23 protein-coding genes are annotated in these 24,318 nt (G+C 68.7%); 12 read left to right on the top strand and 11 right to left on the bottom strand.

Translation table 11 applies throughout. The annotated features are described in order from the left end of the window. The first annotated feature begins 77 nt into the window (after window positions 1–77). The 6 genes from HRU81_11585 to HRU81_11560 all read left to right on the top strand — a co-directional run bounded on the left by HRU81_11585 (window position 78) and on the right by HRU81_11560 (window position 5,047). A complete protein-coding gene (locus HRU81_11585; GenBank protein QOJ32705.1) occupies window positions 78–425 on the top strand; it encodes a nucleotide pyrophosphohydrolase in 348 nt (115 codons plus the stop codon). Between the two features lie 112 nt (window positions 426–537). Continuing rightward, the gene (locus tag HRU81_11580) at window positions 538–843 is read left to right on the top strand and encodes a hypothetical protein (GenBank protein QOJ32704.1); all 306 of its coding nucleotides are present in this window, start codon (window positions 538–540) and stop codon (window positions 841–843) included. 200 nt (window positions 844–1,043) lie between these two features. Further along, entirely contained in the window at window positions 1,044–1,940 is an 897-nt protein-coding gene (locus tag HRU81_11575) for a hypothetical protein (GenBank protein QOJ32703.1), read from the top strand. Continuing rightward, a complete protein-coding gene (locus HRU81_11570) occupies window positions 1,940–2,986 on the top strand; it encodes an HlyD family efflux transporter periplasmic adaptor subunit (protein ID QOJ32702.1) in 1,047 nt (348 codons plus the stop codon). Before HRU81_11575 ends, HRU81_11570 begins: the two co-directional genes overlap by 1 nt. Next, complete coding sequence (locus HRU81_11565; protein ID QOJ32701.1) at window positions 2,979–3,941, top strand: ABC transporter ATP-binding protein; 963 nt, start codon at window positions 2,979–2,981, stop codon at window positions 3,939–3,941. Before HRU81_11570 ends, HRU81_11565 begins: the two co-directional genes overlap by 8 nt. Then, the gene (locus tag HRU81_11560; protein QOJ32700.1) at window positions 3,938–5,047 is read left to right on the top strand and encodes an ABC transporter permease; all 1,110 of its coding nucleotides are present in this window, start codon (window positions 3,938–3,940) and stop codon (window positions 5,045–5,047) included. Before HRU81_11565 ends, HRU81_11560 begins: the two co-directional genes overlap by 4 nt. Before the next feature lie 14 nt (window positions 5,048–5,061). Here the strand turns inward: HRU81_11560 and HRU81_11555 are convergent, their stop codons facing one another. Together HRU81_11555 and HRU81_11550 are read right to left on the bottom strand one after the other, a co-directional pair. Continuing rightward, window positions 5,062–5,820, bottom strand: coding sequence for a hypothetical protein (locus tag HRU81_11555; protein QOJ32699.1), 759 nt, complete (start codon window positions 5,818–5,820; stop codon window positions 5,062–5,064). Then, window positions 5,810–6,409, bottom strand: coding sequence for a hypothetical protein (locus HRU81_11550; GenBank protein QOJ32698.1), 600 nt, complete (start codon window positions 6,407–6,409; stop codon window positions 5,810–5,812). Before HRU81_11550 ends, HRU81_11555 begins: the two co-directional genes overlap by 11 nt. A 261-nt stretch (window positions 6,410–6,670) precedes the next feature. Between HRU81_11550 and HRU81_11545 the strand changes: the two genes are divergently transcribed. Next, window positions 6,671–7,708: a glycoside hydrolase family 5 protein gene (locus HRU81_11545; protein QOJ33383.1), complete on the top strand. Its 1,038-nt coding sequence runs from the start codon at window positions 6,671–6,673 to the stop codon at window positions 7,706–7,708. A gap of 22 nt (window positions 7,709–7,730) precedes the next feature. Here the strand turns inward: HRU81_11545 and HRU81_11540 are convergent, their stop codons facing one another. From HRU81_11540 to HRU81_11525, 4 genes are all read right to left on the bottom strand, one after another. Beyond that, window positions 7,731–9,437, bottom strand: a complete 1,707-nt coding sequence (locus tag HRU81_11540) for an ABC transporter ATP-binding protein/permease (GenBank protein QOJ32697.1) — start codon at window positions 9,435–9,437, stop codon at window positions 7,731–7,733. A 170-nt stretch (window positions 9,438–9,607) separates the two neighbouring features. After that, complete coding sequence (locus HRU81_11535) at window positions 9,608–10,225, bottom strand: hypothetical protein (GenBank protein QOJ32696.1); 618 nt, start codon at window positions 10,223–10,225, stop codon at window positions 9,608–9,610. 201 nt (window positions 10,226–10,426) lie between these two features. Continuing rightward, entirely contained in the window at window positions 10,427–10,828 is a 402-nt protein-coding gene (locus HRU81_11530) for a hypothetical protein (GenBank protein ID QOJ32695.1), read from the bottom strand. Beyond that, window positions 10,825–12,555: a hypothetical protein gene (locus HRU81_11525; GenBank protein QOJ32694.1), complete on the bottom strand. Its 1,731-nt coding sequence runs from the start codon at window positions 12,553–12,555 to the stop codon at window positions 10,825–10,827. The genes HRU81_11530 and HRU81_11525 overlap by 4 nt, the downstream gene beginning before the upstream one ends. Window positions 12,556–12,738: 183 nt before the next feature. On the opposite strand from HRU81_11525, the gene HRU81_11520 reads away from it, so the two are divergent. Beyond that, window positions 12,739–13,836, top strand: a complete 1,098-nt coding sequence (locus HRU81_11520; protein QOJ32693.1) for a hypothetical protein — start codon at window positions 12,739–12,741, stop codon at window positions 13,834–13,836. Beyond that, window positions 13,833–14,867, top strand: coding sequence for a D-alanine--D-alanine ligase (locus HRU81_11515; protein ID QOJ32692.1), 1,035 nt, complete (start codon window positions 13,833–13,835; stop codon window positions 14,865–14,867). The genes HRU81_11520 and HRU81_11515 overlap by 4 nt, the downstream gene beginning before the upstream one ends. 21 nt (window positions 14,868–14,888) lie before the next feature. On the opposite strand, the gene HRU81_11510 is transcribed toward HRU81_11515, so the two are convergent. Both HRU81_11510 and HRU81_11505 read right to left on the bottom strand, forming a co-directional pair. Further along, window positions 14,889–16,844, bottom strand: coding sequence for a non-ribosomal peptide synthetase (locus HRU81_11510; GenBank protein ID QOJ32691.1), 1,956 nt, complete (start codon window positions 16,842–16,844; stop codon window positions 14,889–14,891). Next, complete coding sequence (locus HRU81_11505) at window positions 16,841–18,166, bottom strand: cytochrome P450 (protein QOJ32690.1); 1,326 nt, start codon at window positions 18,164–18,166, stop codon at window positions 16,841–16,843. Before HRU81_11505 ends, HRU81_11510 begins: the two co-directional genes overlap by 4 nt. 235 nt (window positions 18,167–18,401) lie before the next feature. On the opposite strand from HRU81_11505, the gene HRU81_11500 reads away from it, so the two are divergent. The 3 genes from HRU81_11500 (at window position 18,402) to HRU81_11490 (ending at window position 21,075) form a co-directional block, all read left to right on the top strand. After that, window positions 18,402–19,085, top strand: coding sequence for a lysophospholipid acyltransferase family protein (locus HRU81_11500; protein QOJ32689.1), 684 nt, complete (start codon window positions 18,402–18,404; stop codon window positions 19,083–19,085). Next, the gene (locus tag HRU81_11495) at window positions 19,082–20,065 is read left to right on the top strand and encodes a class I SAM-dependent methyltransferase (GenBank protein QOJ32688.1); all 984 of its coding nucleotides are present in this window, start codon (window positions 19,082–19,084) and stop codon (window positions 20,063–20,065) included. The genes HRU81_11500 and HRU81_11495 overlap by 4 nt, the downstream gene beginning before the upstream one ends. A gap of 281 nt (window positions 20,066–20,346) precedes the next feature. Then, on the top strand, window positions 20,347–21,075 hold the full coding sequence (locus HRU81_11490; GenBank protein ID QOJ32687.1) for an alpha/beta fold hydrolase: 729 nt from the start codon (window positions 20,347–20,349) through the stop codon (window positions 21,073–21,075). On the opposite strand, the gene HRU81_11485 is transcribed toward HRU81_11490, so the two are convergent. The 3 genes from HRU81_11485 to HRU81_11475 form a co-directional block, all read right to left on the bottom strand. After that, on the bottom strand, window positions 21,072–22,154 hold the full coding sequence (locus HRU81_11485) for a PD40 domain-containing protein (GenBank protein QOJ32686.1): 1,083 nt from the start codon (window positions 22,152–22,154) through the stop codon (window positions 21,072–21,074). The two genes, HRU81_11490 and HRU81_11485, sit on opposite strands and share 4 nt — an antisense overlap. Window positions 22,155–22,268: 114 nt before the next feature. Further along, the gene (locus HRU81_11480; GenBank protein ID QOJ32685.1) at window positions 22,269–23,408 is read right to left on the bottom strand and encodes an aromatic ring-hydroxylating dioxygenase subunit alpha; all 1,140 of its coding nucleotides are present in this window, start codon (window positions 23,406–23,408) and stop codon (window positions 22,269–22,271) included. Between the two features lie 175 nt (window positions 23,409–23,583). Further along, the gene (locus tag HRU81_11475; protein ID QOJ32684.1) at window positions 23,584–24,306 is read right to left on the bottom strand and encodes a YebC/PmpR family DNA-binding transcriptional regulator; all 723 of its coding nucleotides are present in this window, start codon (window positions 24,304–24,306) and stop codon (window positions 23,584–23,586) included. Window positions 24,307–24,318 lie beyond the last annotated feature (12 nt).

The raw sequence follows: 24,318 nt of genomic DNA, 5'->3' as shown, positions 1-24,318 counted from the left end.
GGTGCCGGTGTTACGGTTACGGTTACGGCATTGCACCGGCCAGCTGTCAGTTCCCGAATCATCGGGCGGAGCCGCACATGGATGACCTCGACACACTCAGGGAGGCTGTTCGGCGCTTTGCCACCGAGCGCGACTGGGAGCGGTTCCACTCGCCCAAGAACCTCGCCAGCGCGCTCGCGGTGGAAGCAGCGGAACTGCTCGAACCCTTCCAGTGGCTCACGGAGGAGCAAAGCCGCAGCCTGTCCGCGGAACAGGCCGAGGCTGTCCGCAGGGAAATGGCCGACGTGCTGATTTACCTGGTGCGCCTCGCCGACCAGGTCGAAGTCGACCTGCTCGCTGCCGCGCGGGACAAGATGGCGGAGAACGCGCAGAAGTACCCGGTGGAGAAGGCGCGGGGTTCGGCGCGCAAGTACAGCGATTTCTAGCGGGTCCTCAATCCGGAAGCGGTCGGAGTCCATAGCCATTTCCCGTGATTCGGGCCGGCAACACACCTGGCTTGCCGCATGACGCCAGGCACCGTTGTTCCCGGATTGCTGAATGGCCCGTTCCGAGAGGCATTCCGTGGATTACCTTTACTCGCTGTATGATGCCCTCGTCAGCATCAACGTCCCGAACGACAAGGCCAGGGCCGTGGTGGATGCGATGGAGCGGGACATGGCCACCACAATCGCCACCAAAGCCGATCTGCAGCTGCTGCGTACCGAGTTGCACCAGGAGTGCGCGCTGATCCGAAAGGACATGGAAATCATGACGGCGAGCATCTCCAGCACCCTGACGCTGCGCCTCGGCTCCATGCTGGTCGTCGTGACCGGGCTCCTGTTCGCTGCCCTCAAGCTGACCTGACGCCGTGGCGTAGCATTCGGTACATGGCAGGTCAGGCACCTGCCGTGAATTGGCATGAAAACGCCCCGAAATGTCCCAAAGCCGACAGGAACCCCCCGGCCAGCGCTTCGCGGCGCGGCATTACGCCGCGTACCCCTTCCGGCGCTGCGAGCCGGAAGGTAACCTAGTCACCATCACTGTCTACCGGACGGACAACAGTCATGAGTACCTATCAGAAGTACTATCAGGCACCCCTGCCGGCGATCATTGCCTTGCTGGTCGTGTTTGGCTGGCAGGGCGTGGGCCACTACGTCATGTACATGATGGAGCACGTGTGGTTCAAGGAGCATGTGTTCCTCGCCTCCTTCATCATCGGCCTGATCGGTGTGGTGATGGTGTGGGTCGGCCGCAAGAGGCCCGAGCTCGGCGCGACGCTGCTCGGCTTCGCCGGCGGCAGCCTGATCTGGCTGGCGTGGATCGAGTTCAGCTTCGTCTACGTGGCCGACGACCTCGGCGTGCAGCCGGTGGTGTGGGGCGCGAAGGAGACGCTGCCCGAGTACCGCGTGATGCTGTCCTCGGTCGGCGTGCTGATGGCCTCGCTGTTCTACTTCTTCTCCAACCGCGACACCCGCTGCAATGCCTTCATGTGGATGCATCGCAACCTGCACCTGCAGCCGGCCGGCGCGCGCAGCTCGGTTGCGGAGCGCAACATCGCCGCGCTGGTGGCGATGGAGACGGTGTACGTGACCTGGTTCTGCTACATCGTGCTGCTGATCCTCTACAACCCGGCCTTCTTCGGCACCGACAGCCCGGTCACCTTCGCGGCCTGCGGCCTGTTCGCCATCTGGGCCGTGTACCTCGGCCAGCGGCTGTGGTGGTACCAGCGCGTCGCTCCGGCCATGCGCTATGCGATTCCCACGGCGATCATCGCCTACAACGTCGTGGAAATCCTCGAGAAGTGGGGCAAGATCGACGAAATCTGGGTGCAGCCGGGCAAGTACGCGGTGCAGATCGGCCTGGCGATCGGTGCGCTGGTGATCATGATCGTGCTGGCGATCGTCAGCCCGGCCCGGCGCATCGTCAACCGGCCACCGACCGAGCACGGCAGCAAGGCCTGATGGATGCGTGGCCGGCCTGCGTCGGGCCGGCCACGGACTCCCCTGCAAGACAAGCCAGCCTGATCCGCCACAGCAGCCCAGCCCGGTACCGCTACTGCCTGATGGCTGGCCTTGCCAGCCTCGCAGCGGGCTGCGGCGGTGGCGACAGCCCGCCACTGGTCGGCACGCTGGAACGCGACCGCATCGAGATCATCGCCGAGGCCAGCGAGCCGATCGTCGCGCTCGAGGTACGCGAGGGCGACCACGTTGCCGAGGGCACGCTGCTGATGCGCCTGGAGACGGCCACCGCCACCGCCAGGGCAGCGGCGGCGGCCTCCCGCTCCGCGCAGGCGCGCCACCACCTGACGGAACTGCTGAACGGCGAACGCCCCGAGGTCATCGACGAGGCGCGCGCCCGTGTCGCCGCGGCCCAGGCCACCGCGCAGCGTGACCAGATGGAGCTCCGGCGCGCCACGGCCTTGCTGGCGCGCGGCCTCACCAGCCAGGCGAGCGTGGACCAGGCCCGCGCGGCGAACGACGCCGCGGCGGCCGCGCTGCGCGAGGCGCAGGCCGCACTGGCCCTGGCCCTGCACGGCAGCCGCATCGAGGACATCGACCAGGCACGCGCCGCGCTGGCGGAGGCCGAGGCCGGCGAGCGCCAGCTCGCGGTGGGCGATGCCCGCCTCGACGTGAGGGCCACCCGTGCCGGTACCGTCGAGGCCGTTCCCTACAAGCTCGGCGAGCGTCCGCCCGCGGGCGCCCCGGTGGTGGTGCTGCTGGCCGACAGCCCGGCCTATGCGCGCATCTACGTGCCCGAGCCACTGCGCGCCAGCCTGCGCGCCGGCCAGGCGGCCGAAATCCGCGTGGACGGCCTGGAGAAGCCGCTGCCCGGCCGCTTCCGCTACCTGTCCGCCGAGGCCGCTTTCACCCCGTACTACGCGCTGACGCAGCGCGACCGCAGCCGCCTGTCCTACCTGGCGGAGGTCGAGGTCACCGGACCGGGGGCTGCTGGCCTGCCGGCGGGTGTGCCCGTGGAGGTGACGCCGGCCGCGCAGGCCCATGACTGAACCCGCCGCCATCCAGGCGCGCGGCATCACCCGCCGCTTCGGCGCCGTGCTGGCGGTGGACCAGGTATCGCTCGATATCCCGCGGGCGCAGATCTACGGCTTCCTCGGTCCCAACGGCTCGGGCAAGTCCACCACCATCCGCATGCTCTGCGGCCTGCTGCTGCCGCAGGCGGGCACGATCCGCGTGCTGGGCCACGAGGTGCCGCGCGAGGCCGAGGTGCTGCGCCGGCAGATCGGCTACATGACGCAGAAGTTCTCGCTCTGGGATGACCTGACGGTGCTGGAGAACCTGCGCTTCATGGCACGCGCCTACACCCTGGGCGCGGAGCGCTCCGCCCGGCGCATCGCCGCGGTGATCGAGGAGTACCGCCTCGGGGAGCTCCGCGACCGGCTCGCCGCCGAAATGAGCGGCGGGCAGCGCCAGCGCCTGGCACTGGCCGCGGCCACGCTGCACGAGCCGCCGCTGCTGATGCTCGACGAGCCCACCAGTGCCGTCGACCCGCAGAGCCGTCGCGATTTCTGGGAGAGCCTGTTCGCGCTGGTCGGGCGCGGCACCACCATCCTGGTCTCGACGCACTACATGGACGAGGCCGAGCGCTGCCACCGGCTGGCGATCCTCAGCGAGGGGCGGCTGGTGGCCGAGGGCGAGCCGGCCACGCTCATGGACGGCCTGCCGCTGCACGTGGTCGAGGTGAAGACCGGCGACATCGAGGGTGCGCGCCGCGAGCTGCACCGCCTGCCCGAGCTGCGCAGCCTGGCGCAACTCGGCCTGCGGCTGCACGTGCTGCTCGACCGGGGCGTGGAGGACCCGGCTGGCCTGGTGCGCGCGGCCCTGTCCGCCGCGGCGATCGACGGGGACGTGGCACTGGCAGCGGCCAGCCTCGAGGATGTTTTCGTCGCGGCGACGCTGCCGGGCAGCCCTGCCCATTCCGGCAATGCGCGGGTGCCCGCATGAGCGCGGCCGCGGAATTCTTCCAGCGGGTCGCCGCGGTGGCGGACAAGGAGATCCGCCAGCTGCGCCGCGACCGGCTGACCGCCGGCATGATCTTCGGCGTGCCGCTGCTGCTGATCCTGATCTTCGGCTACGGCATCAACTTCGACGTGCGCCACCTGCGCGCCGCCTGGGTGGACGACGCCAACACCACCGCCTCGCGCGCGCTGGTGGCCGACCTCGCCGCCAGCCAGGTGGTGGACTTCGTCGCCCGTGCCCGCGGGCCGGACGAGCTGCGCCGGCTGATCGCCGCGGGCGAGGTTTCCGTGGGGCTGTACGTGCCGCCGGATTTCGAGCGCCGGCGCCTGGGCGGGGAGCGCGCCCTGGCGCAGCTGTTCATCGACGGCGGCGAGCCGGGCGTGGAGGCGGCGGCGCGTGCGCTCGCCGCCATCCCGGTGCGCGTGCGGGTCACCGCGCCGTTGCGTGGCACGCCGACACTCGAGGTGCTGACCGAGTACAACCCCGAGCGGCGCACGGCGGTGCAGATCGTGCCGGCACTGATCGGCGTGATCCTCACCATGACCATGGTGGTGTTCACCGCCATCGCGCTGGTGCGCGAGCGCGAGCGCGGCAACCTCGAGCTGCTGATCACCACGCCGGTGCGCCCGGTGGAGCTGATGCTCGGCAAGCTGCTGCCCTACGTGGCGGTGGGCCTGGTGCAGACCAGCATCGTGCTCGGCGCGGGGGTGCTGCTGTTCCAGGTGCCGGTCAACGGCAGCGTGGTCGATCTCTATGCCGGGGCGATCCTGTTCATCGCCGCCACGCTGGCGCTGGGCCTGCTGGTGTCCACCGTCGCTCGCACGCAGTTCCAGGCCATGCAGCTCGGCTACTTCATCCTGCTGCCGTCGATCCTGCTCTCCGGGTTCATGTTCCCGTTCGAGGGCATGCCGCTGGCCGTGCAGTGGCTGGCGCAGCTGCTGCCGCTGACGCATTTCAACGAGATCCTGCGTGGCGTGATCCTGCGGGGAGCCTCGCTGCGGGAACTGGGCGGGCCGGTGCTGAAGCTCGGCGCCTGCTTCCTGGTGGCGGTGGCCCTGGCGGCCTCGCGATTCCGCAAGCGGCTGGGCTGAGCGGCGCCGGCGGTTCAGAAGGCGAACGATGCGCCGAGAAAGGGACCGGTGAGCTGCGCGTCGAACTGCAGGCTCTCGTCCCGGTAGTCGGACTGCAGGTGGCGCCAGCCACCAACCAGCGTGCCCCAGTCGAAGGTGTAGCCCAGCGAGGCAACGGCCTCCCAGGAGGGCTCGGAGCCACCAGCGCCGACATCCGCCTGGGCAAGCACCTGCCAGCGGCCGCCGAAGCGCTGCAGGTAGCGCAGGCCGGCGACCGCATCGAACCACTGGGCGCTGCCGCCAGCCTGCCGGTCGGCGAGCGTGGCGCCCTGGAGTTCGAGATCGACGTCGATGTCGTAGTAGCGGAGGCCGGCAAACAGGTCCAGGTGGCCAGTCCCGGTGGGCAGGCTGTCCCAGCCGGCAAACACCTGCATGACGTTGCCGCGTACCTCGGCCTCGGCATGCGAGTAGAGCCTGGAGGCCCCGGTGGGACTGTCGGATTCCACCCTCGCATAGGTCCAGTCGCCGAACACCGTCCAGCGATCCCGGCGCCAGCTGGCGTTGAGCATCGCGCCGGCGAGGCTCATGTTGTCCCAGATCTTGCCGAAATCCGCTGTCGCGCCCCCGCCCGGGTCCGTGGCGCCGGCGCCGAGCGTGCCATCCAGGCTGGCTGCCCAGAGGTATGGCGTGAGGTTGAAGGCGTCGTCGGCGATCGCGGGTGCGCAGTGCAGGAAACCAGCCAGCAGCAGGAGCAGTCCGGCGCGGCAGCTGGCAGGGAGGTGCTCAGCCCGCATCCGGTGCCCCGGCGACGGCCTCGGTGGCGGAGAAGATGCCGTCGGCCTGGTGCCGGTCGCGCTCCCTTTCGGCGATGCGCAGTTCGTTCTCCGCCGAGCGCAGGATGTCCTCGCCCTTGCGGATGGAGCTGATGCGGGTGCGCTCGCGGCCGCGCACCAGGAACGGCGCCCAGGCTGCGGTGATCACCGCCCCGGCGATGGCGCCGGCCCAGCGGAAGGCCCAGAAACCGCCGCCGACCAGGATCCAGAGGATGGTGAGGATGTCGTACCAGACGCCGCGGCGCCAGGCGGAGCGGGGCGATTCATCACGGAGATCATCGAGCTTGCGGCGGGTCTCGGTGACGACGGTGCCCCAGTAGGCGACCGCGGCCGCACCCTGCTGGCGGCGCTGCTCGTGGATCTCGCGCTCGAGGGCGATGAGGCCGCGGCGCTGGCCGTCGTCGGCGATGCCGAAGTAGCGCTCCCGGCGCAGGCCCTCGGCCACCGCCGCCCCCAGGGTGGCCTGCTCCAGCGCGCGGCGCTCGGCCTCGAGTGTATCGAGGCGGGCATCGATGGCGTCGAGCTTCTTGGCTGCCTTGAACCGGCTCATGGCTCGTTGCTGGGATTCCCCCGATCCTGCCGGCTACTTTACCCCAGCGGCCGGCATTTGGCCGATGGCTGATGATTGCGCCCGGCCTGCGGCCGGAGGACAGGCGTTTGGCGCGTCGCGAAACCAGCCGCTATTCTGACGGCTGGTTTCGTGGTTACCATTGACTGAAAGGATGAGTCCGTGGCGCCAGCAGGAAACGCGCCCTGGCCTGCCCGCCTGCGTGGTGTCAACCTCGGCGGCTGGCTGGTGCTGGAAAAGTGGATGACACCCAGTCTCTTCGCGGGATTGGCCGCCACCGATGAGACCAGCTGGTGCGTGGAACTCGGCGCCGCGGCACCGGCCCGGCTCCGCGCCCACTGGGATTCCTTCATCACCCGCGAGGACTTCGCCTGGCTGGCGGCGAGCGGCATCAATGCGCTGCGCATTCCGCTCGGGCACTGGTTGTTCGGACCGCCCTATCCCTATCACCCGAAGTACGGCGCCAGCCGGCAGCCGTTCGTCAGCGGTGGCATCGAGGTGCTGGACCGGGCCATGGGCTGGGCCGGGGAGATGGGGCTGAAGGTCCTGCTGGACCTGCACGCCGCCCCGGGCTGCCAGAACGGCTTCGACAATGGCGGCATCAAGGACGTCTGCGAGTGGCACACGAAGGATGAGTACATCGCACATTCGGTCGATATCGTCGGCCGGCTGGCGGCACGCTACCGCGCGCATCCAGCGCTGCTCGGCATCGAACTGCTGAACGAGCCACGCTGGGACGTGCCCACGCAGGTGCTCAAGGACTACTACCGGCGTGCCAACGCCGCGGTGCGCAGTCATTGCGGTCCCGGTGACGTTGCCGTGGTGGTGCATGACGGCTTTCGCCCGCACCGCGAATACCTCGGCTTCTTCCAGGAGCCCGGATTCGACAACGTGATCTTCGACCTGCACCGGTACCAGTGCTTCGAGCAGGCAGACAAGGATCTGGATATCGGTGGCCATCTGCACAAGGCAGCCATCCTCTGGCGCGACGAAGCCGACCTGGTGCAGCGGGAACTGCGGGTGCCGGCGATTGCGGGCGAATGGAGCCTGGGCCTCGACCTGAAAGCCGTTTCGCTCTGGGCCGAGGGCCCCTACAACCATGCCCTGGAGGCACTCGACGGCTTCCAGGTCGATGTCGCGAACCGTGGCTACGGTGCCGCCCAGATATGCGCTTTCGAGCACTATCGCGGCTGGTTCTTCTGGAGCTACCGGACGGAGACCACGCCGTCATGGTGCTTCCGCGAGTGCGTCGAGCGCGGCTGGTTGCCCGCCTCCTTCTGAAGGACCGGCGGCCGCTCGCGCTTCAGTCCGCGTGGAACAGGTGGCGGACCGGCACCAGCCGGTTGAGCACGATCTTGCGATCATGGAGATGCTCAAGCCCGGGATGGACGCTGATGGTAAGCATCCCGGCACCGGGCACCTCGCGCCGGAGCATCTCCAGCATCAGCTGTTCGCCCTTGGGATCAAAGGCGTCGGTGGCTTCCTCCATGAGAATCCAGGCCGGCCGCTGCATCACCGCGCGGGCCAGGCCCAGCTGTTGCTGGCCGCGCAACGGCAGAACGCGTGCCCAGTTGTCCTGTTCATCCAGGCGTGGCCTGAGCCAGGCCAGGCCGGCGCACTCCAGTGCATGGCGGATGCAGCTGTCGCTGTATGCATCCGGTGCCTGTGGGTAGCAGAGCGCCTCGCGAAGCGTCCCCTCCGGGAGGAACGGCCGCTGGGGCATGAACAGCACCGGCCCGTCGGCAGGCAACAGCACACGGCCGCGCCCCCAGGCCCAGAGGCCGCCGATGACCTGGAACAGGCTGGTGGTCACCGCCGGGTCACCCATGACCAGCACGCGTTCGCCGCGGCGGATCTCGCAGCTGAAGTCCTCGATAAGGATCCGGCCCGATGGCTCGGTGATGGTCAGCGCTTCGATCTTCAGGCGCGACGGTGCGCAGCAGCCGAGCTCGATGCGATACGCAGCGGGCAGCTGCTTCTCCAGGTCGAGGCGCTGCATACCCAGGTGCAGGGCCAGGGCACGGTCGGCCGAAGCGCGGCAGCGGGCGATTTCGCCGACATTGTCCACCGGCCAGGACAGCGCGGAGGTGACCTTCTGAAACGCCTGTGCCGCCTGCATCAGGACGCCGAGCGTCATCTCGCCCATGATGTACTGCGGTGCCGCGACCAGCAGCGGGAACACGGGGAGCAAGGCGCCGTAGCCGGTGGAGAACGAGACAATGCCCATGTAGGCCAGCGACTGCCGGTCCCAGTCGCGTACGACCTCGCGGAAGCGCACCCCGGACCTGGCCCGCTCCATGGCTTCGCCGTGCATGAGCGCGATGGACTCGGACTGCTCCCGCGCCCGCGCCAGGCCGAAGCGGAAGCTGGCCTCGGCGGTCTGCAGGGCGTTGGTGGTGCGCACCAGGGGCCGGCCGAACAGCCAGCCGACGATGGTGCCGGCGCCGGCATAGAGCACGGCCAGCGGCACCATGTAGCCGGGAACCTGCAGGGCGGTGCCGGGAACGGTAACGACGCCGGACACCTCCCAGAGGATGTCCACGAAGGTACCGAGGATCATCACCGAGAAGACGAGCGTGTGCGCCAGGGCAATGGCGCTCTCGGTGGCAATTCGCACGTCCTCGGCGATACGCCCGTCCGGATTGTCATGATCGCCCGCGCTGAACGTCAGGCGGTAATGCCTGCCGTCGGCCATCCAGCGGCCAACCAGGCGGTCGGTGAGCCAGGCACGCCAGTCGAGCTGCAACCAGCGCTTGACCATCAGATGTGCCGCGGTGACGACGATGGAGCCGGCGAAGATGAGCGCGAATACGCCCACCTGCACCAGAACCTCGGGCACCGAGCGCGCCTCCAGGGCGTCGAACAGTGCGCGGTTCCAGTAATTGCCCCAGACAGTGAGGCCAACCTGGCAAACGGTCAGAAGGAAGAGCGCCAGGGTGGCGCCGCGTACCCTGGCCTTGCGCTCGCAGTTCCAGTAGGGACTGGCAAGGCGCAGCATCTGGCCCAGCATGCGGACTCGTGAAGCTGGGCGCGGGGCCAGGGTGGTGGGGTCCGGCATCGAAGCGCAGTGTAGGCGTCGGCGCAGGGGTGGCCAAGGGACATGCGCCAAAAAAAGACGCCGGCCTTGCGGCCGGCGTCCGTTTACCTACCCACCACCGGTGGCGGTGGTCGCAATGCGGCCTAGAACAGGTCGCCGAACTGGTAGCGGACATCGAGCGTGGCGGCGCCACCGACGAAGAATGCCGTCTTGTCGGCATCGGTGTAGCTGACGCCCACGGAGAGGGCCGGCGTCGCCAGGTAGCGGCCGCCAACCGTCCAGGACACGACGGTGCCGTCGCCATTGCTGACGTGATCCACGCTGTAGCGATCCCAGTTGATCATGCCGTTGAGCTCGAACTGGTCCGTCAGCATGTGGCGCAGCCCGGCGCCGAGGCCCCAGCCGTCAATGTCCTCGTTCGTGTCGTCCAGGTCCATGTCCTGATAGCGGAGGTTGAACACGGCATCGGTGCCGGCGGCGATATGGGGGTGAACACCCGCGACGATCGAATAGCCGTCGTAATCCTGATCCGGACCACCGAAAACATCGCCGATGCTGCCATTGACGTATCCGACCTGGAAGTGGAACAGGTCGGCGATGCCGAGGCTGCCGTTGAGGCCAAAGGCATCGGTGGTGTCATCGCCGGAACTCGAGGACGTGTAGCCGATCTGGCCCCAGGTCCATGCCGGGTTCTCCCCTGCGAAAGCCGAGCCGGCGGCCAGGACGGCTGCCGCGCACACGGCGGTGCTCAGATATCTCATTCGGTTTCTCCTTCGTACGCACATAACAACAACGTTGCCGCCGGCCCCCCTGCCGGTGCCCTGTGGCATGTCCAGACCACGGGGAAAACCAGACGACGGCGTGATGTTACATGAGCTGTGTGAAAAAGCTACAGCAAAATGTGCTGTAACAGGCAACAAATATCATTGTGTTGCCGCTGCGCTACATGTACTGCCGGCTTCTCAGTGACCGGCTATGGGCGTGAAGGCAACGCGGTCCAGGCGCCAGTTGTCGACTGCGGGCTCGCCGGGGACCATGTGGACATCGACGATCTCGGTCGTCCGCCCGCGGATGTCGATGTCCAGGCTCGCGTAGTGCACGGCCCCGGGGCGACTGGTGCCGGAGAGCATCAGGTGCAGTACGCCCGGACCCTCGGCGCGTTCGATGCGCCCGCGCAGCCAGAGTTCGCGTGAGTTGCTGTCGTAGCTGAGCGTTCCCAGGAGGCAGACCTGGCCCGTGGCGTCGCAGAGCAGTTCCTCGCGCGCGAGGTAATGCCGTGCGCTGGCCAGTGCCACGAGCGAAGCCAGGAGGAGGGCCGCCGCGAGGGCGGCCTGCGCGAGTTTCAAGCCCTGCGCGGATTTCAAGCCCGGTCTTGCCACGGGGAATCAGACAGCGGCTGCGGGCTGCTGACTCCCGGGCTACGGCGTCGCCGCGACCACCCGCCGGCGGCGAGCAGGAAACCGAGCAGCCAGTCCAAGGCCCCACCGCCGCCACCACTACCGGTGGCTGCGGGCGGGTCACCGGCACTGCTGCCACTGCCACCGCTACCGCCACCCGAGCCGCCGCCGCCCGAGCCCCCGCCGGGAGCGGCGGCCACGGTGACGGTGACCGACCGGGCGGCCGTGCCACCCGCGCCGCTGCAGGTCAGGCTGAAGGTCGTGGTGGTGGTGAGCGCGCCGCTGCTGCTCGAGCCGGAGCTGGCCCTGGTGCCCGTCCAGCCGCCGGAGGCGGTGCAGGCGCTGGCATCGGTGCTCGACCAGGCCAGCGTGGTGCTGCCGCCGTTGGCGATCGACGCCGGCGTGGCGCTGAAGCTGAGCGTGGGCGCGGGCGTGACCGGCGCGGCGCTGTCCTTCATCGCCAGTGCCAGCTTCCAGCCGGGGTTGCTGCCCGCGCCGCTGTAGGCGCCGCGAAACGCCTGGTCACGGGCGCGACCGTTGAAATCCAGGCTCCAGTCCGTGTAGCCGGTGAAGGCGCTGGTATCGATGGCCGTCCCTTCGAGCATGCCGGCGAGCGGGTAGAGATCGAGCTGGCCGATCGCGCCCCAGGGATTCTTCAGATACAGGTTGGTGGAACCGTAGGCAGCGGTGATGTTGGAGGCCTGGTTCGGCCCGCTGATGGCCGGTGCGGCGAACACGGCGTTGCCGATGATCCGCTGCGTGAAACCGGCCTTGCCGCCGCTGACATAGATGCCGCGGCCATCCGCCACCACGGTGTTCTGGAAGACCGTCACCGAGCGCGGCTGGTCGTTGTGGGGGACGATGTTGAGCGCATCGCCCACGGAATTGACGAACAGGTTGCCGTACAGGCCGATGTTGCCCTCGCCCTGGAACAGTGCCTCGGTCGGGTTCTCGTAGAAGAAATTGCCGTAGATCTCGTAGCTGTCGTCCTGGCCCGTGCCGGACAGCGGCAGGTGGCCCACCAGCAGGTTGGGTCTGGCGCTGTCGCCGCCGTTGGCGCCGTTGGCCTTGGAAAACACGTTGTGGCGGATGATGGTGCGGTTCACCCCGGTGGGCATGCCGATGTTCGACGGCCGCGGGTTCTGGTGCTTGATCTGCGCGTTGTAGCCGAGCGTGTCCAGCACCACGTTGTACTCGATCAGGCCGGCGACGAAGGGCGCGCTGCCGTCGGAGCTGCCGAAGTACATGCCGGTGCCGGCACCGATGATGCGGTTGCGGCGCACGATCCAGTTCCAGGCCGGGCCCTTGGTGGAGATGCCATCCATCTGCTGGTCGGCGCCGTAGCCGATGATGGTGAGGTCGGAGATGGTCACGTGGTGGGTGACGTTGCGCGAGTCGACGCCGAAGGGGCCTTCGGTGCCGGTGCCGTCCAGCGTCAGGTGCGAGACCTCGAGCCAGGAGACGTCGTCGAGCTGCACGGTGTTGCAGCAGTTGTCGGCGAGGAACACGGCGGCGGCACCCGACTGCGGGCCGGTGATGGTGATGTAGGCGCCCGGTGCGCCGTGCAGGTCACTGATCTGCAGCTGGTCGCGGTAGGTGCCGGCAGCCAGCTGCAGGGTGTCGCCCGGCTGCAGCTGGTCGAGCAGGGCCAGATAATTGCCGGGGTTGCCCTGGTAAACCGTGGCGGACGCCATGGCAGGCAACAGCAAGGCAGCCAGGAACCCCCGGCCGGGACGCGACATACCCATGGACAACACCCGTGTAACCCGCCGGCACTATGCCGCAGGGGATGGGCGCGAAGTGTGACGCAGGTCGCCGGATGCGGCCAGCCGCAGCCAGCCTGCTAGACTCGCTGCAGCATCAGCGGCAATGGCGCCATGGCACGGGGCAAGAGCCGGGACAAGCGCGGGAACAGGGGCGGGCGACGGGGCCGCGGCAGCGCGCCCGCCGCGCGTCGCAGGCCACGGCTGTGGTGGACCGGCCTCGAGGACGAGGCGCTGCTCGACCTGCGTTTCCACGACCTCGGCCTGGTGCTGGAGAAGAGCCCGCTGGCGCCAGCGCTGCGGCGGCTCGACCAGGAGCTGGGCCGCCGCGGCTTCGTGTTCCGGCCGCACTTCTGGCTCTCGGAGGAGTGGTTCTGCCCGGACGGCGTGCCCGGCGTGGCCATTCCCTTCTACCTGGCGCACCCGCGGCTCGCCCGCCTCGAGCGGCGCATGATGCACGAGGTGGAGGGCGGCAACGCGCGCTGGATGGCGCGCATCCTGCGCCACGAGACCGGGCATGCGCTCGACAACGCCTACCGGCTGCGGCGGCGCAAGCGCTGGAGGCTTGCCTTCGGCCCGGCCACGCGCCCGTATCCGCGCAGCTACACGCCGCGCATCACCAGTCGCAACTACGTCATGCACCTCGGCCACTGGTATGCGCAGAGCCATCCCACCGAGGATTTCGCCGAGACCTTCGCCGTGTGGCTGGCGCCGAACTCCACCTGGCGCAGCGACTACCTGGCCTGGCATGCGCTGCGCAAGCTGCGCTACGTGGATGAGCTGATGCAGGAGATCCGCGGCGAGCCGCCGCCGGTGCGCTCGCGCGCGGTGATCGAGCCGCTCGCCGGCAACCGGCGCAGCCTGCGCCAGCACTACCGCGACAAGCTGGCGGGCGACGACCGCAGCGATGCCCGCCGCTACGACAGCCGCCTGCTGCGCGTGTTCGGCCTGCGCTACGAGAACCCGGGCCAGCAGCCGGCCGCGACCTTCATCCGCCAGGTGCGGCCGCAGCTGCACCGGCTGCTGGTGCGACGCTCGCAGCTGCACCCGTACCTGGTCCACCACGTGCTGCGCATGGTCATCCGCCGGGCACGGGACCTGGACCTGGTGGTGGTGGGGTCCCTGCGGGTGACGCAGCGCGAGCTGTTCGCGCTGCTCGAGCGCATCCTCTTCGACTTCGTGCGGCGGGGCCGCGAGCGGTACACCCTATGAAGAAACTGCGCGTCCTGGTGCTGACCCACGAGAGCCTGGTGCCGCCGGAGAGCCTCGATGGCTACACGGAGCAGCAGATCAACGAGTGGAGGACCGAGTACGACGTCATGACGCACCTGAAGGCCGCCGGCCACGAGGTGCGCATGCTGGGCCTGTACGACAACCTCGCTGACCTGCGCGCTGCGGTCTCCGGCTGGACGCCGGATGTGGCCTTCAACCTGCTGCAGGAATTCCAGGGGATCATCACCTACGACCAGCACATCGTCGCCTACCTCGAGCTGATGCGCCAGCCGTACACCGGCTGCAACCCGCGCGGCATGATGCTGTCGCGGGACAAGGTGCTGTCCAAGCAGATCCTCTCCTGGCACCGCATCCCGACGCCGCAGTTCGCCATCTTCCGCCACGGCCATCCCTACCGGTTGTCGGCGAAGCTGAAGTTCCCGCTGTTCGTCAAGTCCGCCACCGAGGACGCCTCGCTCGGCATCGCCCAGGCCTCCATCGTCGAGGACCGGGTACGGCTGAAGGAGCGCATCGACTTCATCCACGAGAGCACGCGCACCGATGCGCTGGTGGAGGAGTACATCGAGGGACGCGAGCTCTACGTCGGCGTCTGTGGCAACGACCGGCTCAGTACCTTCCCGGTCTGGGAGATGGATTTCGGCACGCTGCCCCAGGCCATGGCCGGCATCGCCACGCGCAAGGTGAAGTGGGACCTGAAGTACCAGAAGAAGCACGGCATCCGCACCGGCCGGGCCAACGGGCTGGCGGCGGCGGACCACGAGCGCATCGGGCGCCTCGCCAAGCGCATCTACCGCGCGCTGCACATGAGCGGCTATGCGCGCATGGACTTCCGCATGCGCGAGGATGGCAGCGTCTTCGTGCTCGAGGCCAACTGCAATCCCAACCTCGCGCAGGGGGAGGACTTCGCCGAGTCCGCCGGCAGCGATGGCCTGGACTACGCCGGCCTGCTGCAGCGGCTGGTGCGCCTGGGGCTCAACTACCGCGCCGAATGGCGGCTCAACGACGCCTGATGGCGGGGATCTCCCCCGGCCTCAGCGCTGCGCCAGCCGTTCCTCGAGGAAGGCGGCGATGGCGCGGATGGAGGTCCGGTCGAACAGGTCCTCGATGGCGAGCAGTCCCGGGTATTCCTCGTCGATACGCTCGAAGATCTGCGCCAGGGCGATGGAGCTGACGCCGATCTCGAAGAAGTCGTCGTCGACGCCGACGCGGCGGTCGGTGACCACGCTGGCGCAGATGCGCCGGAGCAGCTGCACGATGTCGGACTCGGTCTCCACCGACGGATCGTGGTGATCGAGCCGCATGGCGTCGAGTTCCTTCATCACCTCGTCGAACTGCCCTTCCTCGTAGGCGCGGACCAGCAGGCCGCGCTGGATCTTGCCGCTGGTGGTCTTGGGGATGTTCTTCACCGGCAGCACGTGGCCGACCTGCAGCGCGGTCTGTTCGGTGATGCGCCGGCGGACCCGGTTGGCGAGCGGGATGAAGTCCGCGAGCGAACCGCGGTGCAGCAGGAACACCAGCAGCTCGTCCTCGTCGGCATTGTCGCGGCGCGCCCCGGCAACGACCAGCTTGCCGAGCTCGACGCCGGTGCCACCCTCGGCGATGGCCTCGATGTCATGCGGATAGCAGTTCTCGCCATTGGCGAAAATCAGCTCCTTGTGACGGCCGGTCACCACCAGCTCGCCATCGACCTGGAAGCCGAGGTCGCCGGTGCGCAGCCAGCCGTCGGCGGTGAAGGCATCGGCATGGGCCCCACCGTGGTAGCCGCCGGTGACGTTCCCGCCGCGGATCTGGATGTGGCCCACATGGCGCTCGGCGACCGCCGCGTCGGCGTCGTCGACGATGCGAATGGCGCAATGGTCCACGGCGCTGCCGAGCTGCATCAGCTCCAGCGCGTCGCGGTGGCCCGCAGCAGCCGGCCGGAAGGCCTGGCCCACGCCCAGGCTGCGGCGGTCGACGCTCACCGTTCGGTACTCGCGCCCGGGCGGCGGGAACGACACGGCGAGGCTGGCCTCGGCGAGGCCGTAGACCGGGTACATCGCCTGGCGGCGCAGGCCGAAGGGCGCCATGGCCTGCAGGAAGCGCTCGCAGAGCGGCACGGAGATCGGCTCGGCACCGTTGAAGATGAGCCGCACCTTCGACAGGTCGATGCCGGTGAGCCCGCGGGACTCGAAGACCTTGAGGAAGTGCTTGTAGCCGAAGTTGGGCGAGCTCAGCAGGGTGGCGCCGCGCGCGCTCGCTTCCTTGAGCCAGAGCAGCGGGCGTCGGCTGAACAGCCGGGTGTCCATGATGGTGTGCTCGATGCCCGCGGCCAGCATGCACAGGTGGAAGCCGATCAGCCCCATGTCATGGGTCAGCGGCATCCAGGACAGGCTGACATCCTCTTCGGTGAATGCCGCCGCACGGACGATGCCCCGCAGGTTAGCCATGATGTTGGCATGGGTGAGGACCACGCCCTTGGGCTCGCTGGTGGATCCCGAGGAGAACTGGATGAAGGCCACGTCGCCGGGCCGGGGCTCGCGCAGGCTGCCGGCGCCGGCCAGCTCGCGCAGGGCCTCGACCGGCAGCGCCCGCGCGTTCAGGGCCTCGAACTCGGCAAGGAGCCCCGCGCCCTCGGCGAACTCCCGCAGGCGGCCAAGCTGGGCCTTCTCGGTGTACACCCAGGGGTTGCGCAGCTGGCGGAAGATCTTCAGCAGCTTCAGGCGGTGGTCGTCGCTGATGCCGACGGCGACCGGCACCGGCACGATGCCGCCGTACAGGCAGGCCCAGAAGCTGTCGATGAACTGCTCGTTGCTGCCGGTGAAGATGATGAGCTCGTCGCCGGGCTTCATGCCGAAGTCCTGGAAGTGCCGCAGCACGCCGAGGGCCGTGGACTTCAGGCCGGCGAAGCTGATCCGGCTCTTCTGTTCCTCGCCGGCAATGTAGTGGATGTGCCGGCGGCTGTCGGCGCGCGCGTCCAGCGCCAGGGTCAGGGTATCGGGCAGGGTCATGGGGCGGGATTTTCCCTCGGGCGGTGGCTGATGGTCATCATGATCCCGGAACGGCTCCGCAGGTTGATGGCCGGGTCGATGTCCATGGGCGCCGGGTCGACACAGGCGAGCCGGTAGCGGGGCATCAGCAGCGCGAGATGCATGTGCATCTCGACGAAGGCGAAGTATTCCCCTGCGCAGCGGCGGGAGCCGGCCGAGAACGGGATGAAGGCTTCCTTCTCGCGCGCCTCGCCTGCCGCGCCGGCGAAGCGCTCCGGATCGAAGCGCTCCGGGTCCTCCCAGAAGCGCGGATTGCGGTGCAGCAGGTAGGGCGAGATGAAGACGTGGCTGCCGGCGGGCACATCGTAGCCGCCGATGCGGTCGGCGCCGACGGCGCGGCGGGTGAAGAGCCAGACCGGCGGGTACAGCCGCAGGGTTTCCTTGAGCACCCGCGCCATGTAGTCGAGGCCCATCAGCTGCTCGAAGCCGAAGGCCTCGCCCTGCAGCTGGCTGCGGACTTCCTCCAGCAGGCGCTGCTCGATCTCCGGGTGGTGCGACAGCAGGTACCAGCACCAGTTGAGCGTGCCGGCCGAGGTCTCGTGGCCGGCGACGATGAGCGTCTTCAGCTCGTCGAGGATCTCGCCGTCCGTCATGGCCGCGCCGGTCTTGCGGTCGCGGGCATCGAGCATCAGCGAGAGGAAATCGTGGGGCCGCTCCCCGCCGGCGCGCCGGGCAACGATGCACTCGTGGATCACGCGGCCGAGCTCGCGCACCTTGAGCACGGTGCGGATGTCGCGGGTCGGGTCCTCCGCCAGGAAGGCGAAGGGATTGGCGCCCGCCACCAGCCGTGGCAGATCGACGCTGAATATGGCCCGCAGGATCACCTCCAGGCCGTAGTGGCTCATGGCGGTGGTGATGTTGATGGCCTCGCCCCGGTCGGCCAGGCCGCGCCAGGCCTCGACCAGCTCCAGGTTGTGCTCCAGCACCCGCCCGGACAGCCGCGCCACGCTGCCGCGGGTGAAGCCCGGCTGGATCATGGTGCGCTGCCGGCGCCAGTGTTCGCCGTCGCTGGTGATGATGCCGTTGCCCATCAGCATCCGCACCCGCTCGAATCCCACGCCCTTGACGTAGTTTCCGTGGTTGCCGACGAGCACGTGGCGGATGTGGGCGGGGTCGTTGAGGAACAGGCTAGGGTGCGGGCGGTCCGCCGACCACACGCAGGCCAGGTCGCCATGCTCCGCGGCAAGGCGGGTCATCACCGCCAGGCTCGCCGGGTCGGCATTCAGCGTGTGGCGCTCCGCCGGCCCGGGTGGCAGGCGGAGATCGGTGGCGGTGGCGGTCATGCGCTGGAACGGCTTCGCTGCGGCCGGCCATGGGTGAGACGCTGCCATTCTAGTCAGCCAATCGGCCTGCGGAAACCCGGCGTGCCCCGGCGCGGGGTGTGCGACAATTCCGCAGCCGCAGGACCTTCCCCTCCGCATGCCGAGCGAGCCCGAGCAGGAACGCCGAGAATACGCCCCGAGCCAGCGTGCCCGGCGCTTTCGCCCGTCCGGCATCCCGGTGCGGTCGCAACGACGCATGTCGGCCGGCCGGCGCCTCTGGTACGGCCTGCTGGTGGCGCTGATCCGCCTGTTCCTCGGCCTGCTCTGGTCGACCTGCCGCGTCACCGCCATTCGCGGCGCCGGGCATCTGGAGAAGCTGCGCCGGGAGGGCCAGCCGGCGATCATCGTCTATTGGCACCAGATGCACGTGTTCTGTGCCTGGCTGCTGCGGCGCGAGGCGCGCGCCGGAATGCCGATCGCCATCCTCACCAGCCCCTCGGTCAGCGGCGAGGTACCCGCGGCGATGATCCGCGCCTGGGGCATGGAGCCGCTGCGGGGTTCCTCGACCCGCGCCTCGGGGGAGGCGCTGCGCGACATGTACAACGTCGTGCACGGCCAGCGCCGCTCGCTGGTGCTGACCGCCGACGGCCCCAAGGGTCCCCGCCACGAGTTCAAGCCCGGCGCCGTGCTGCTGGCGAGGATGGCGAAGGTGCCGGTGATTCCGGTTGCCTACGCTGCCCGTCCCTGCAAGCGCTGGAACAGCTGGGACGAATTCTTGCTGCCGCTGCCGTTCAGCCGGGTGGCGATCGTCATCGGCGAGCCCTGGCAGGTGCCAGCCGGCTTCGCCATGGCGGACCTGCCGCAGGCCGCGCAGCAGCTCGGAGAGCGTCTCGCGGCGCTGGGGGCGGAGGCGCAGGCGCTGCTGCAGCCCGGGACATGAGCAGCCACGAGAAAAAGACGTTCTTCGCCACCTACGACTGGGCGAAGACCTGGCAGGAATTGCCCTGGGCACACCAGGAGCCGACGCTGTTCCTGGCCGAGGTCTGCCGTCGACGCCCGCCGGGCCGGGTGCTGGACATGGGCTGCGGCGCCGGCACCGATTCGCTGTTCCTGGCGACCATGGGCTGGCAGGTCACGGCACTGGATTTCATGCCGAGGGCGCTGGAATACGCGCAGGCACGCGCCGCGCAGCAGGGCGTGACCATCCACACCGTCGAGGCCGACATCACCGACTGGCAGCCGCCGGACCGGTTCGACCTGGTGCTGGACCATGGCCTGCTGCACAACATGGACCCGGTGCGCCATGCGGCCTACCGGGCGTGCCTCATGCAGGCGCTCGCCGATGACGGCGACTTCATCCTGCTGCACTGGCATCCGCTGGTGCCCGGCCAGGCCAATGGCCGGATGGGCCCGCGTCGCGTGGACCGCGAAACGCTCGAGGCGTTCTTCGCCCCCGAACTGCAGGAACGCTGCTTCGCCTGCGAGGAGTTCGAGGACCTGCCCGACGTGGTGGGCGGCGGCATGACCCAGGCCTGCTACTGGTTCCGCCGCAATCCCGCGCAGCTCCGGCCTCGTGAACTGCTGGAGCAGGTCCGCTCGACCCTGCAGCGGCATGACTACGATTTCCCGGCTGCACTGGCACGGGCCGGTGAGCAGCCGCTCGATCCGCCGCTGGCGGCGGAGCACCTTGCGCGCCTGCTGGGGCCCGGCCGGCTCGGCATCAGCCATCGCCCGCCGACGGCGGAGGCGGCCGCCGGCCTGCTCGAGGCCTGGTCGCGCCAGGCCGGTGCCGATGTGCGCGAGACCACCGCCCTGCTGACGGCATTCGCCAGTGCATCCCACGCCGGGGTATGCCTGGCGGGCGCGCCTCGCTGCGAGCAATGCAGTGTGACGGCTTGCAAGCGCCAGCGATATCGCTAGCCTGGCGGCCCGCAGAGTGTGACGCGCGCAGCTTGCAATTTGTCGCGGCTGTCCCCAATACTCAGGTCTCGTCCAACAGCGAAAAGGAGGTGATCCAATGTCTAGTGAGATTTCGACGGTGTCGCTGCAACCCTCGCGTCTCGGCCGGACAGCGGAGCTGCCTTCGGTGGCGGTCTGAGCGCGCGGATCGAGATACCGATCCAGGGGTTGGGCACACCCGATCTCACTGAAAGGCCGCAGCAATGCGGCCTTTCTTTTTGTGCACCCGCGGGGATATCCACATGCTGCAGAAAATAGGCATTGCCATGGTCGGGCTGATGGTGCTGGCCGGCACCGTGGTGCTGGCCCTGTACCAGCTCGAAGGCCGGCCGTTGCCCGAGGCGGACGCCTACCTGAAGGGCGAGGGCTACACGGCCACCGTCGAGGATGACGGCGCGCTGGTCTTCACGCCGGCGAGGCCGAATGGCCACGGCCTGCTCATCATGCAGGGCGCCCTCGTCGAACCGCTCGCCTACGCGAAGACGGCGGCCTACTTCGCCGCCATCGGCTACACCGTGTATGCGCCGGCCGGTGCCCTGCGACTGCCCATCAACGCGATCGAGGGCGCGGCGGCCCGCATGGCCCGCTTCGGCGTGGGCGACTGGGTGGTGATCGGCCATTCCATGGGCGGGTTTGCCGCGCTGGAGCTGATGGCCCGCCACGCGCCGCCGGTCAAGGCGCTGGCGCTCTGGGCCAGCGACGTGCCAGGCGATTTTCGCAACCTGCAGGTGCCGGTGTTGTTTATCCGCGGCGAGCGCGATGGCCTGCTGACGCCGGAGCGCTTCGAGGCCGTCAAGGCGAGGCTGCCGCCCACGGTGCGCTACCTCACCCTGCCGGGCGGCAACCACCAGGGCTTCGGGCTCTATTCGCACCAGCTTTTCGACAACCCGGCCAGCACCAGCGCCGACCGGCAGATCGATTTTGCCGACGATCGCAGCGCGCGCTTCTTCGTCGCCAACCTCGATCGCTAGCGCTTGCCCTTGTAGTTCTCGGGCCCGATGTTCAGCGACGAGATGTCCATGACGTGGGTATACAGGTCGCTCATGAAGCCCTTGCCCAGCGCCCGGGCGAACAGCATCTTCGAGCCATCCGGGGAGATCGAATCGAGGCCGTCGAAGCTGTCGTTCCATGTCAGCCGCTCGGGCTCGGCGTCCGGGTTCTCCATGTCGTAGAGGAAGATCTCCCAGTTGTTGTTGCCGATGACCTGCACGGCGATGAAGTGCCGCCCGTCGGGCGCCGGGTAGCTGCTCCAGTTCATGCCGGTGCCGGGACGGGTGCGCGCCTTGAGGCCGGTGCCGTCGTGGCGGATGGTGAACACCGTCATCGGTGTCGGGCGGATCCTGCCGTAGTCCTCGTGCCGCCAGGCGCGGAACATCACCGTCTCGCTGTCCGGCAGGTACATGGGGCGGCCCTCGTCCCAGTCCCGGGTGTCGGTGATGCGCTGTTCGCCGGTGCCATCGGCATGCATGCGCCAGAGGTCCATGTCGCCGTCGATCTGGCGGCCGAAGACGATCCACCGGCCGTCGGGTGACACCGAGATTTCCGCGTCATAGTCCAGGTTGTTCGTCAGGCGCTTGACGTTGCCACCCTTCAGGTCCGAGATGTAGAGCTCGCCGCCCTGCGGGTAGTTCTTCGGATCGGACCAGTTGCCGAGCGGCAGGTCCAGGTGGTCGCGCACCGAGGTCCAGGCGACCTGCTTCATGTCGGGGAAGAAATAGGAACAGGCGTCGTTGCCGATGGCGTTGATGCGGGTCAGTTCCGTGCCCTGGTCGGTGAAGGTCCAGGTGAGTGCGCCGCCGTCGGTGGGCTTGCTGCGCACCGCGTCGGGATCCTGGACCTGGGCGATGACATGCAGGTTGTCGGTCCCGTAGTAGGCTTCCGCGGCCTTGGGGATATTCGGGATCCGGTAGACCTTCAGCCGGCGCGGCCCTTCCTCGGAGACGGTGGCCCCGGCTGGCGGCGAGAAGCTGGACTTGCCGCCGGCCGTGGCCGGCAGCGGCGACAGGCCCATGGCGGTGACGAGGACGATGGCTGGAACGACGTTGCGCATGACGGTACCCCTCCGGGACATGAGGTGCGCGCCAGTATGGATCCGGCCACCGGCCTGTCAACGCAGCCAGTCAAGTGCAGCTTTCGCCTCGCGTCAGGGGCGCGGCAGCGTCGGTCAGGCGCGGCGCTCCGCGGCCGTTGCCGGCGCGGCCGCCGGCAGCAACGGCACCGTGTCGAGCACCCAGTTGCCGGATTCGCGACGCGCCGGGCAGGGGATGGTCATGGCGACATCGCCCTGCTTCGCCCGCAGTGCCTTCATGTCGATGCGCCAGCCCATGGCATCCCATTTCTTCAGCCACTCGCGGTAGCGCACCAGCGCGTAGTCACCCGGGACCAGCACCTCCTTGGTATTGGTGTCCGGTGTGCGCACCGGATTGAGCTTTTCGAGCACGAGGATGTCCTCGTGGACGATGCGCAGGGTGACATCCTCCATGCGCTGGTCGTGCTTGTCGTCGGTGAGCCAGTTGCGCATGTTGACGAAGAAGATGCGCGTGCTGCCTTCGTCGACCGGGGCCTCGAACAGGTACTGGTGGAAGGAGTTGGTGGCGGTGAGGTCGATCCAGGTGACCAGCTGGTTCGGTCCCTGGTGCCAGGAGCCGGCGGCACCGAGGCGATCGCCGGTCTTGATGCGGGAGAGGTCGGTGTCCTTGATCAGCTTGTCGCCGAAGGGCACGTAGAACTTGCTGCCCCAGGGGATGTCCTCCACCGGCACCGGCTGGCGCTGGCGCTCGGGCGACATCATGGGCGCGCCCTGCAGCGGGTGCACGAACTCGTTGTGGATCGGATCGAGCCCGTTCTCCATGGAGCGCTCGTAGTAGGCCTTGACGTCGAGCACGTAGAGCTGGGCCTTCCAGGGCGCCTGGCCGTACTCTTCGATGTCGTAGAGCGGCGGGCGCTCGGCTTCGGGCAGGTCGCCGAGGAAGGCGAAGACGATGCCGTACTTCTCCTGGACCGGGTAGCTGTCCACCTTGGCGCGTGCCGGCAGCTTGGCATCGTCGCCCAGCGAGGGGATGCGGGTGCACTTGCCGTCACCGGAGAATTCCCAGCCGTGGTAGGGGCAGACCACGCAGCCGTCCTTGATGCGACCGGCGCCGAGCGAGCCGCCGCGGTGCACGCAGGTATCCGCCAGCACATGCGCCTTGCCGGACTGGTCGCGGTAGGTGACGAAGGGCAGCCCCAGCAGCGTCACCTTCAGCGGCTTGTCGGCCGACACCTCGGTGCTGCGGGCAATCGGATACCAGAAATTGATGTACATGGCGGCGCTCCAGCCGGAAGGGCGAGGGCGGCAATTATCGACCCAGGCGGGGCTACGGGGCCAGCGTCACCCGACAATATGTCCACCGTCAGGACGGGCGGCCGGCTCCGCCGCTTGCGGGCTGCGGCGGCTTGCCGCAGCCGCGTGGCGCAGGCCTGGGCCTCAGGCCGGGGCCTCAGGCGAGGGTGTGGTAGACCTTCTGCACGTCCTCGTCCTGCTCGAGCTTGTCGATGAGCTCGAGCACTTCCCTGGCCTGGTCCTCGGGCAGCTCCGTGGCGCTGGTGCAAACGTACTCCTGCTCGGCGGACACCGGCGTGATGCCGCGATCCTCCAGCGCCTTCTGCAGGTGGCCGAACTCCGGGAACAGGCAGCGGATGACCAGCTGCGGCTCGCCCTTCTCTCCCGTGCTCTCGCCCATCTCCTCCAGGCCGTGGTCGATGAGGTAGAGCTCGAGGTCATCCTGGTCGATGCCCTCCGGGGCCAGGCGGAACACGCCCATGCGGCGGAACATGAAACTGACGCTGCCGGTGCTGGCGAGGTTGCCGCCGTGCTTGTTGAAGATGTTGCGCACGTTGCCGACGGTGCGGGTCGGGTTGTCGGTGGCGGTTTCCACCAGGATGGCCACGCCGTGCGGGGCGTAGCCCTCGTAGATCGCCACCTCGTAGTTGGCGACGTCCTTGCCGGCGGCGCGCTTGATGGCGGCCTCGACCTTGTCCTTCGGCATGTTGATGGCGCGGGCATTCTGGATGACGCGCCTCAGCGCCGGATTGTTCGACGGATCGGTGCCGCCGGCCTTCACGGCGATGGTGATGTCCTTGTTGATGCGCGTGAACTGCTTGGCCATGCGGTTCCAGCGCGCGAACATGGTGTGCTTGCGTACTTCGAATATGCGTCCCATCGGCGTCCCCGG

This window comes from Gammaproteobacteria bacterium (assembly GCA_015709695.1).
GTDB lineage: Bacteria > Pseudomonadota > Gammaproteobacteria > Steroidobacterales.
This window is presented reverse-complemented; position numbering and strand designations above follow the sequence as displayed.

Coding starts and splice junctions, on each gene's coding strand:
- HRU81_11585 (QOJ32705.1), top strand. CDS start 78: ATGGATGACCTCGACACACTCAGGGAGGCTGTTCGGCGCTTTGCCACC.
- HRU81_11580 (QOJ32704.1), top strand. CDS start 538: ATGGCCCGTTCCGAGAGGCATTCCGTGGATTACCTTTACTCGCTGTAT.
- HRU81_11575 (QOJ32703.1), top strand. CDS start 1,044: ATGAGTACCTATCAGAAGTACTATCAGGCACCCCTGCCGGCGATCATT.
- HRU81_11570 (QOJ32702.1), top strand. CDS start 1,940: ATGGATGCGTGGCCGGCCTGCGTCGGGCCGGCCACGGACTCCCCTGCA.
- HRU81_11565 (QOJ32701.1), top strand. CDS start 2,979: ATGACTGAACCCGCCGCCATCCAGGCGCGCGGCATCACCCGCCGCTTC.
- HRU81_11560 (QOJ32700.1), top strand. CDS start 3,938: ATGAGCGCGGCCGCGGAATTCTTCCAGCGGGTCGCCGCGGTGGCGGAC.
- HRU81_11555 (QOJ32699.1), bottom strand. CDS start 5,820: ATGCGGGCTGAGCACCTCCCTGCCAGCTGCCGCGCCGGACTGCTCCTG.
- HRU81_11550 (QOJ32698.1), bottom strand. CDS start 6,409: ATGAGCCGGTTCAAGGCAGCCAAGAAGCTCGACGCCATCGATGCCCGC.
- HRU81_11545 (QOJ33383.1), top strand. CDS start 6,671: ATGACACCCAGTCTCTTCGCGGGATTGGCCGCCACCGATGAGACCAGC.
- HRU81_11540 (QOJ32697.1), bottom strand. CDS start 9,437: ATGCTGGGCCAGATGCTGCGCCTTGCCAGTCCCTACTGGAACTGCGAG.
- HRU81_11535 (QOJ32696.1), bottom strand. CDS start 10,225: ATGAGATATCTGAGCACCGCCGTGTGCGCGGCAGCCGTCCTGGCCGCC.
- HRU81_11525 (QOJ32694.1), bottom strand. CDS start 12,555: ATGGCGTCCGCCACGGTTTACCAGGGCAACCCCGGCAATTATCTGGCC.
- HRU81_11520 (QOJ32693.1), top strand. CDS start 12,739: ATGGCACGGGGCAAGAGCCGGGACAAGCGCGGGAACAGGGGCGGGCGA.
- HRU81_11515 (QOJ32692.1), top strand. CDS start 13,833: ATGAAGAAACTGCGCGTCCTGGTGCTGACCCACGAGAGCCTGGTGCCG.
- HRU81_11510 (QOJ32691.1), bottom strand. CDS start 16,844: ATGACCCTGCCCGATACCCTGACCCTGGCGCTGGACGCGCGCGCCGAC.
- HRU81_11505 (QOJ32690.1), bottom strand. CDS start 18,166: ATGACCGCCACCGCCACCGATCTCCGCCTGCCACCCGGGCCGGCGGAG.
- HRU81_11500 (QOJ32689.1), top strand. CDS start 18,402: ATGTCGGCCGGCCGGCGCCTCTGGTACGGCCTGCTGGTGGCGCTGATC.
- HRU81_11495 (QOJ32688.1), top strand. CDS start 19,082: ATGAGCAGCCACGAGAAAAAGACGTTCTTCGCCACCTACGACTGGGCG.
- HRU81_11490 (QOJ32687.1), top strand. CDS start 20,347: ATGCTGCAGAAAATAGGCATTGCCATGGTCGGGCTGATGGTGCTGGCC.
- HRU81_11485 (QOJ32686.1), bottom strand. CDS start 22,154: ATGCGCAACGTCGTTCCAGCCATCGTCCTCGTCACCGCCATGGGCCTG.
- HRU81_11480 (QOJ32685.1), bottom strand. CDS start 23,408: ATGTACATCAATTTCTGGTATCCGATTGCCCGCAGCACCGAGGTGTCG.
- HRU81_11475 (QOJ32684.1), bottom strand. CDS start 24,306: ATGGGACGCATATTCGAAGTACGCAAGCACACCATGTTCGCGCGCTGG.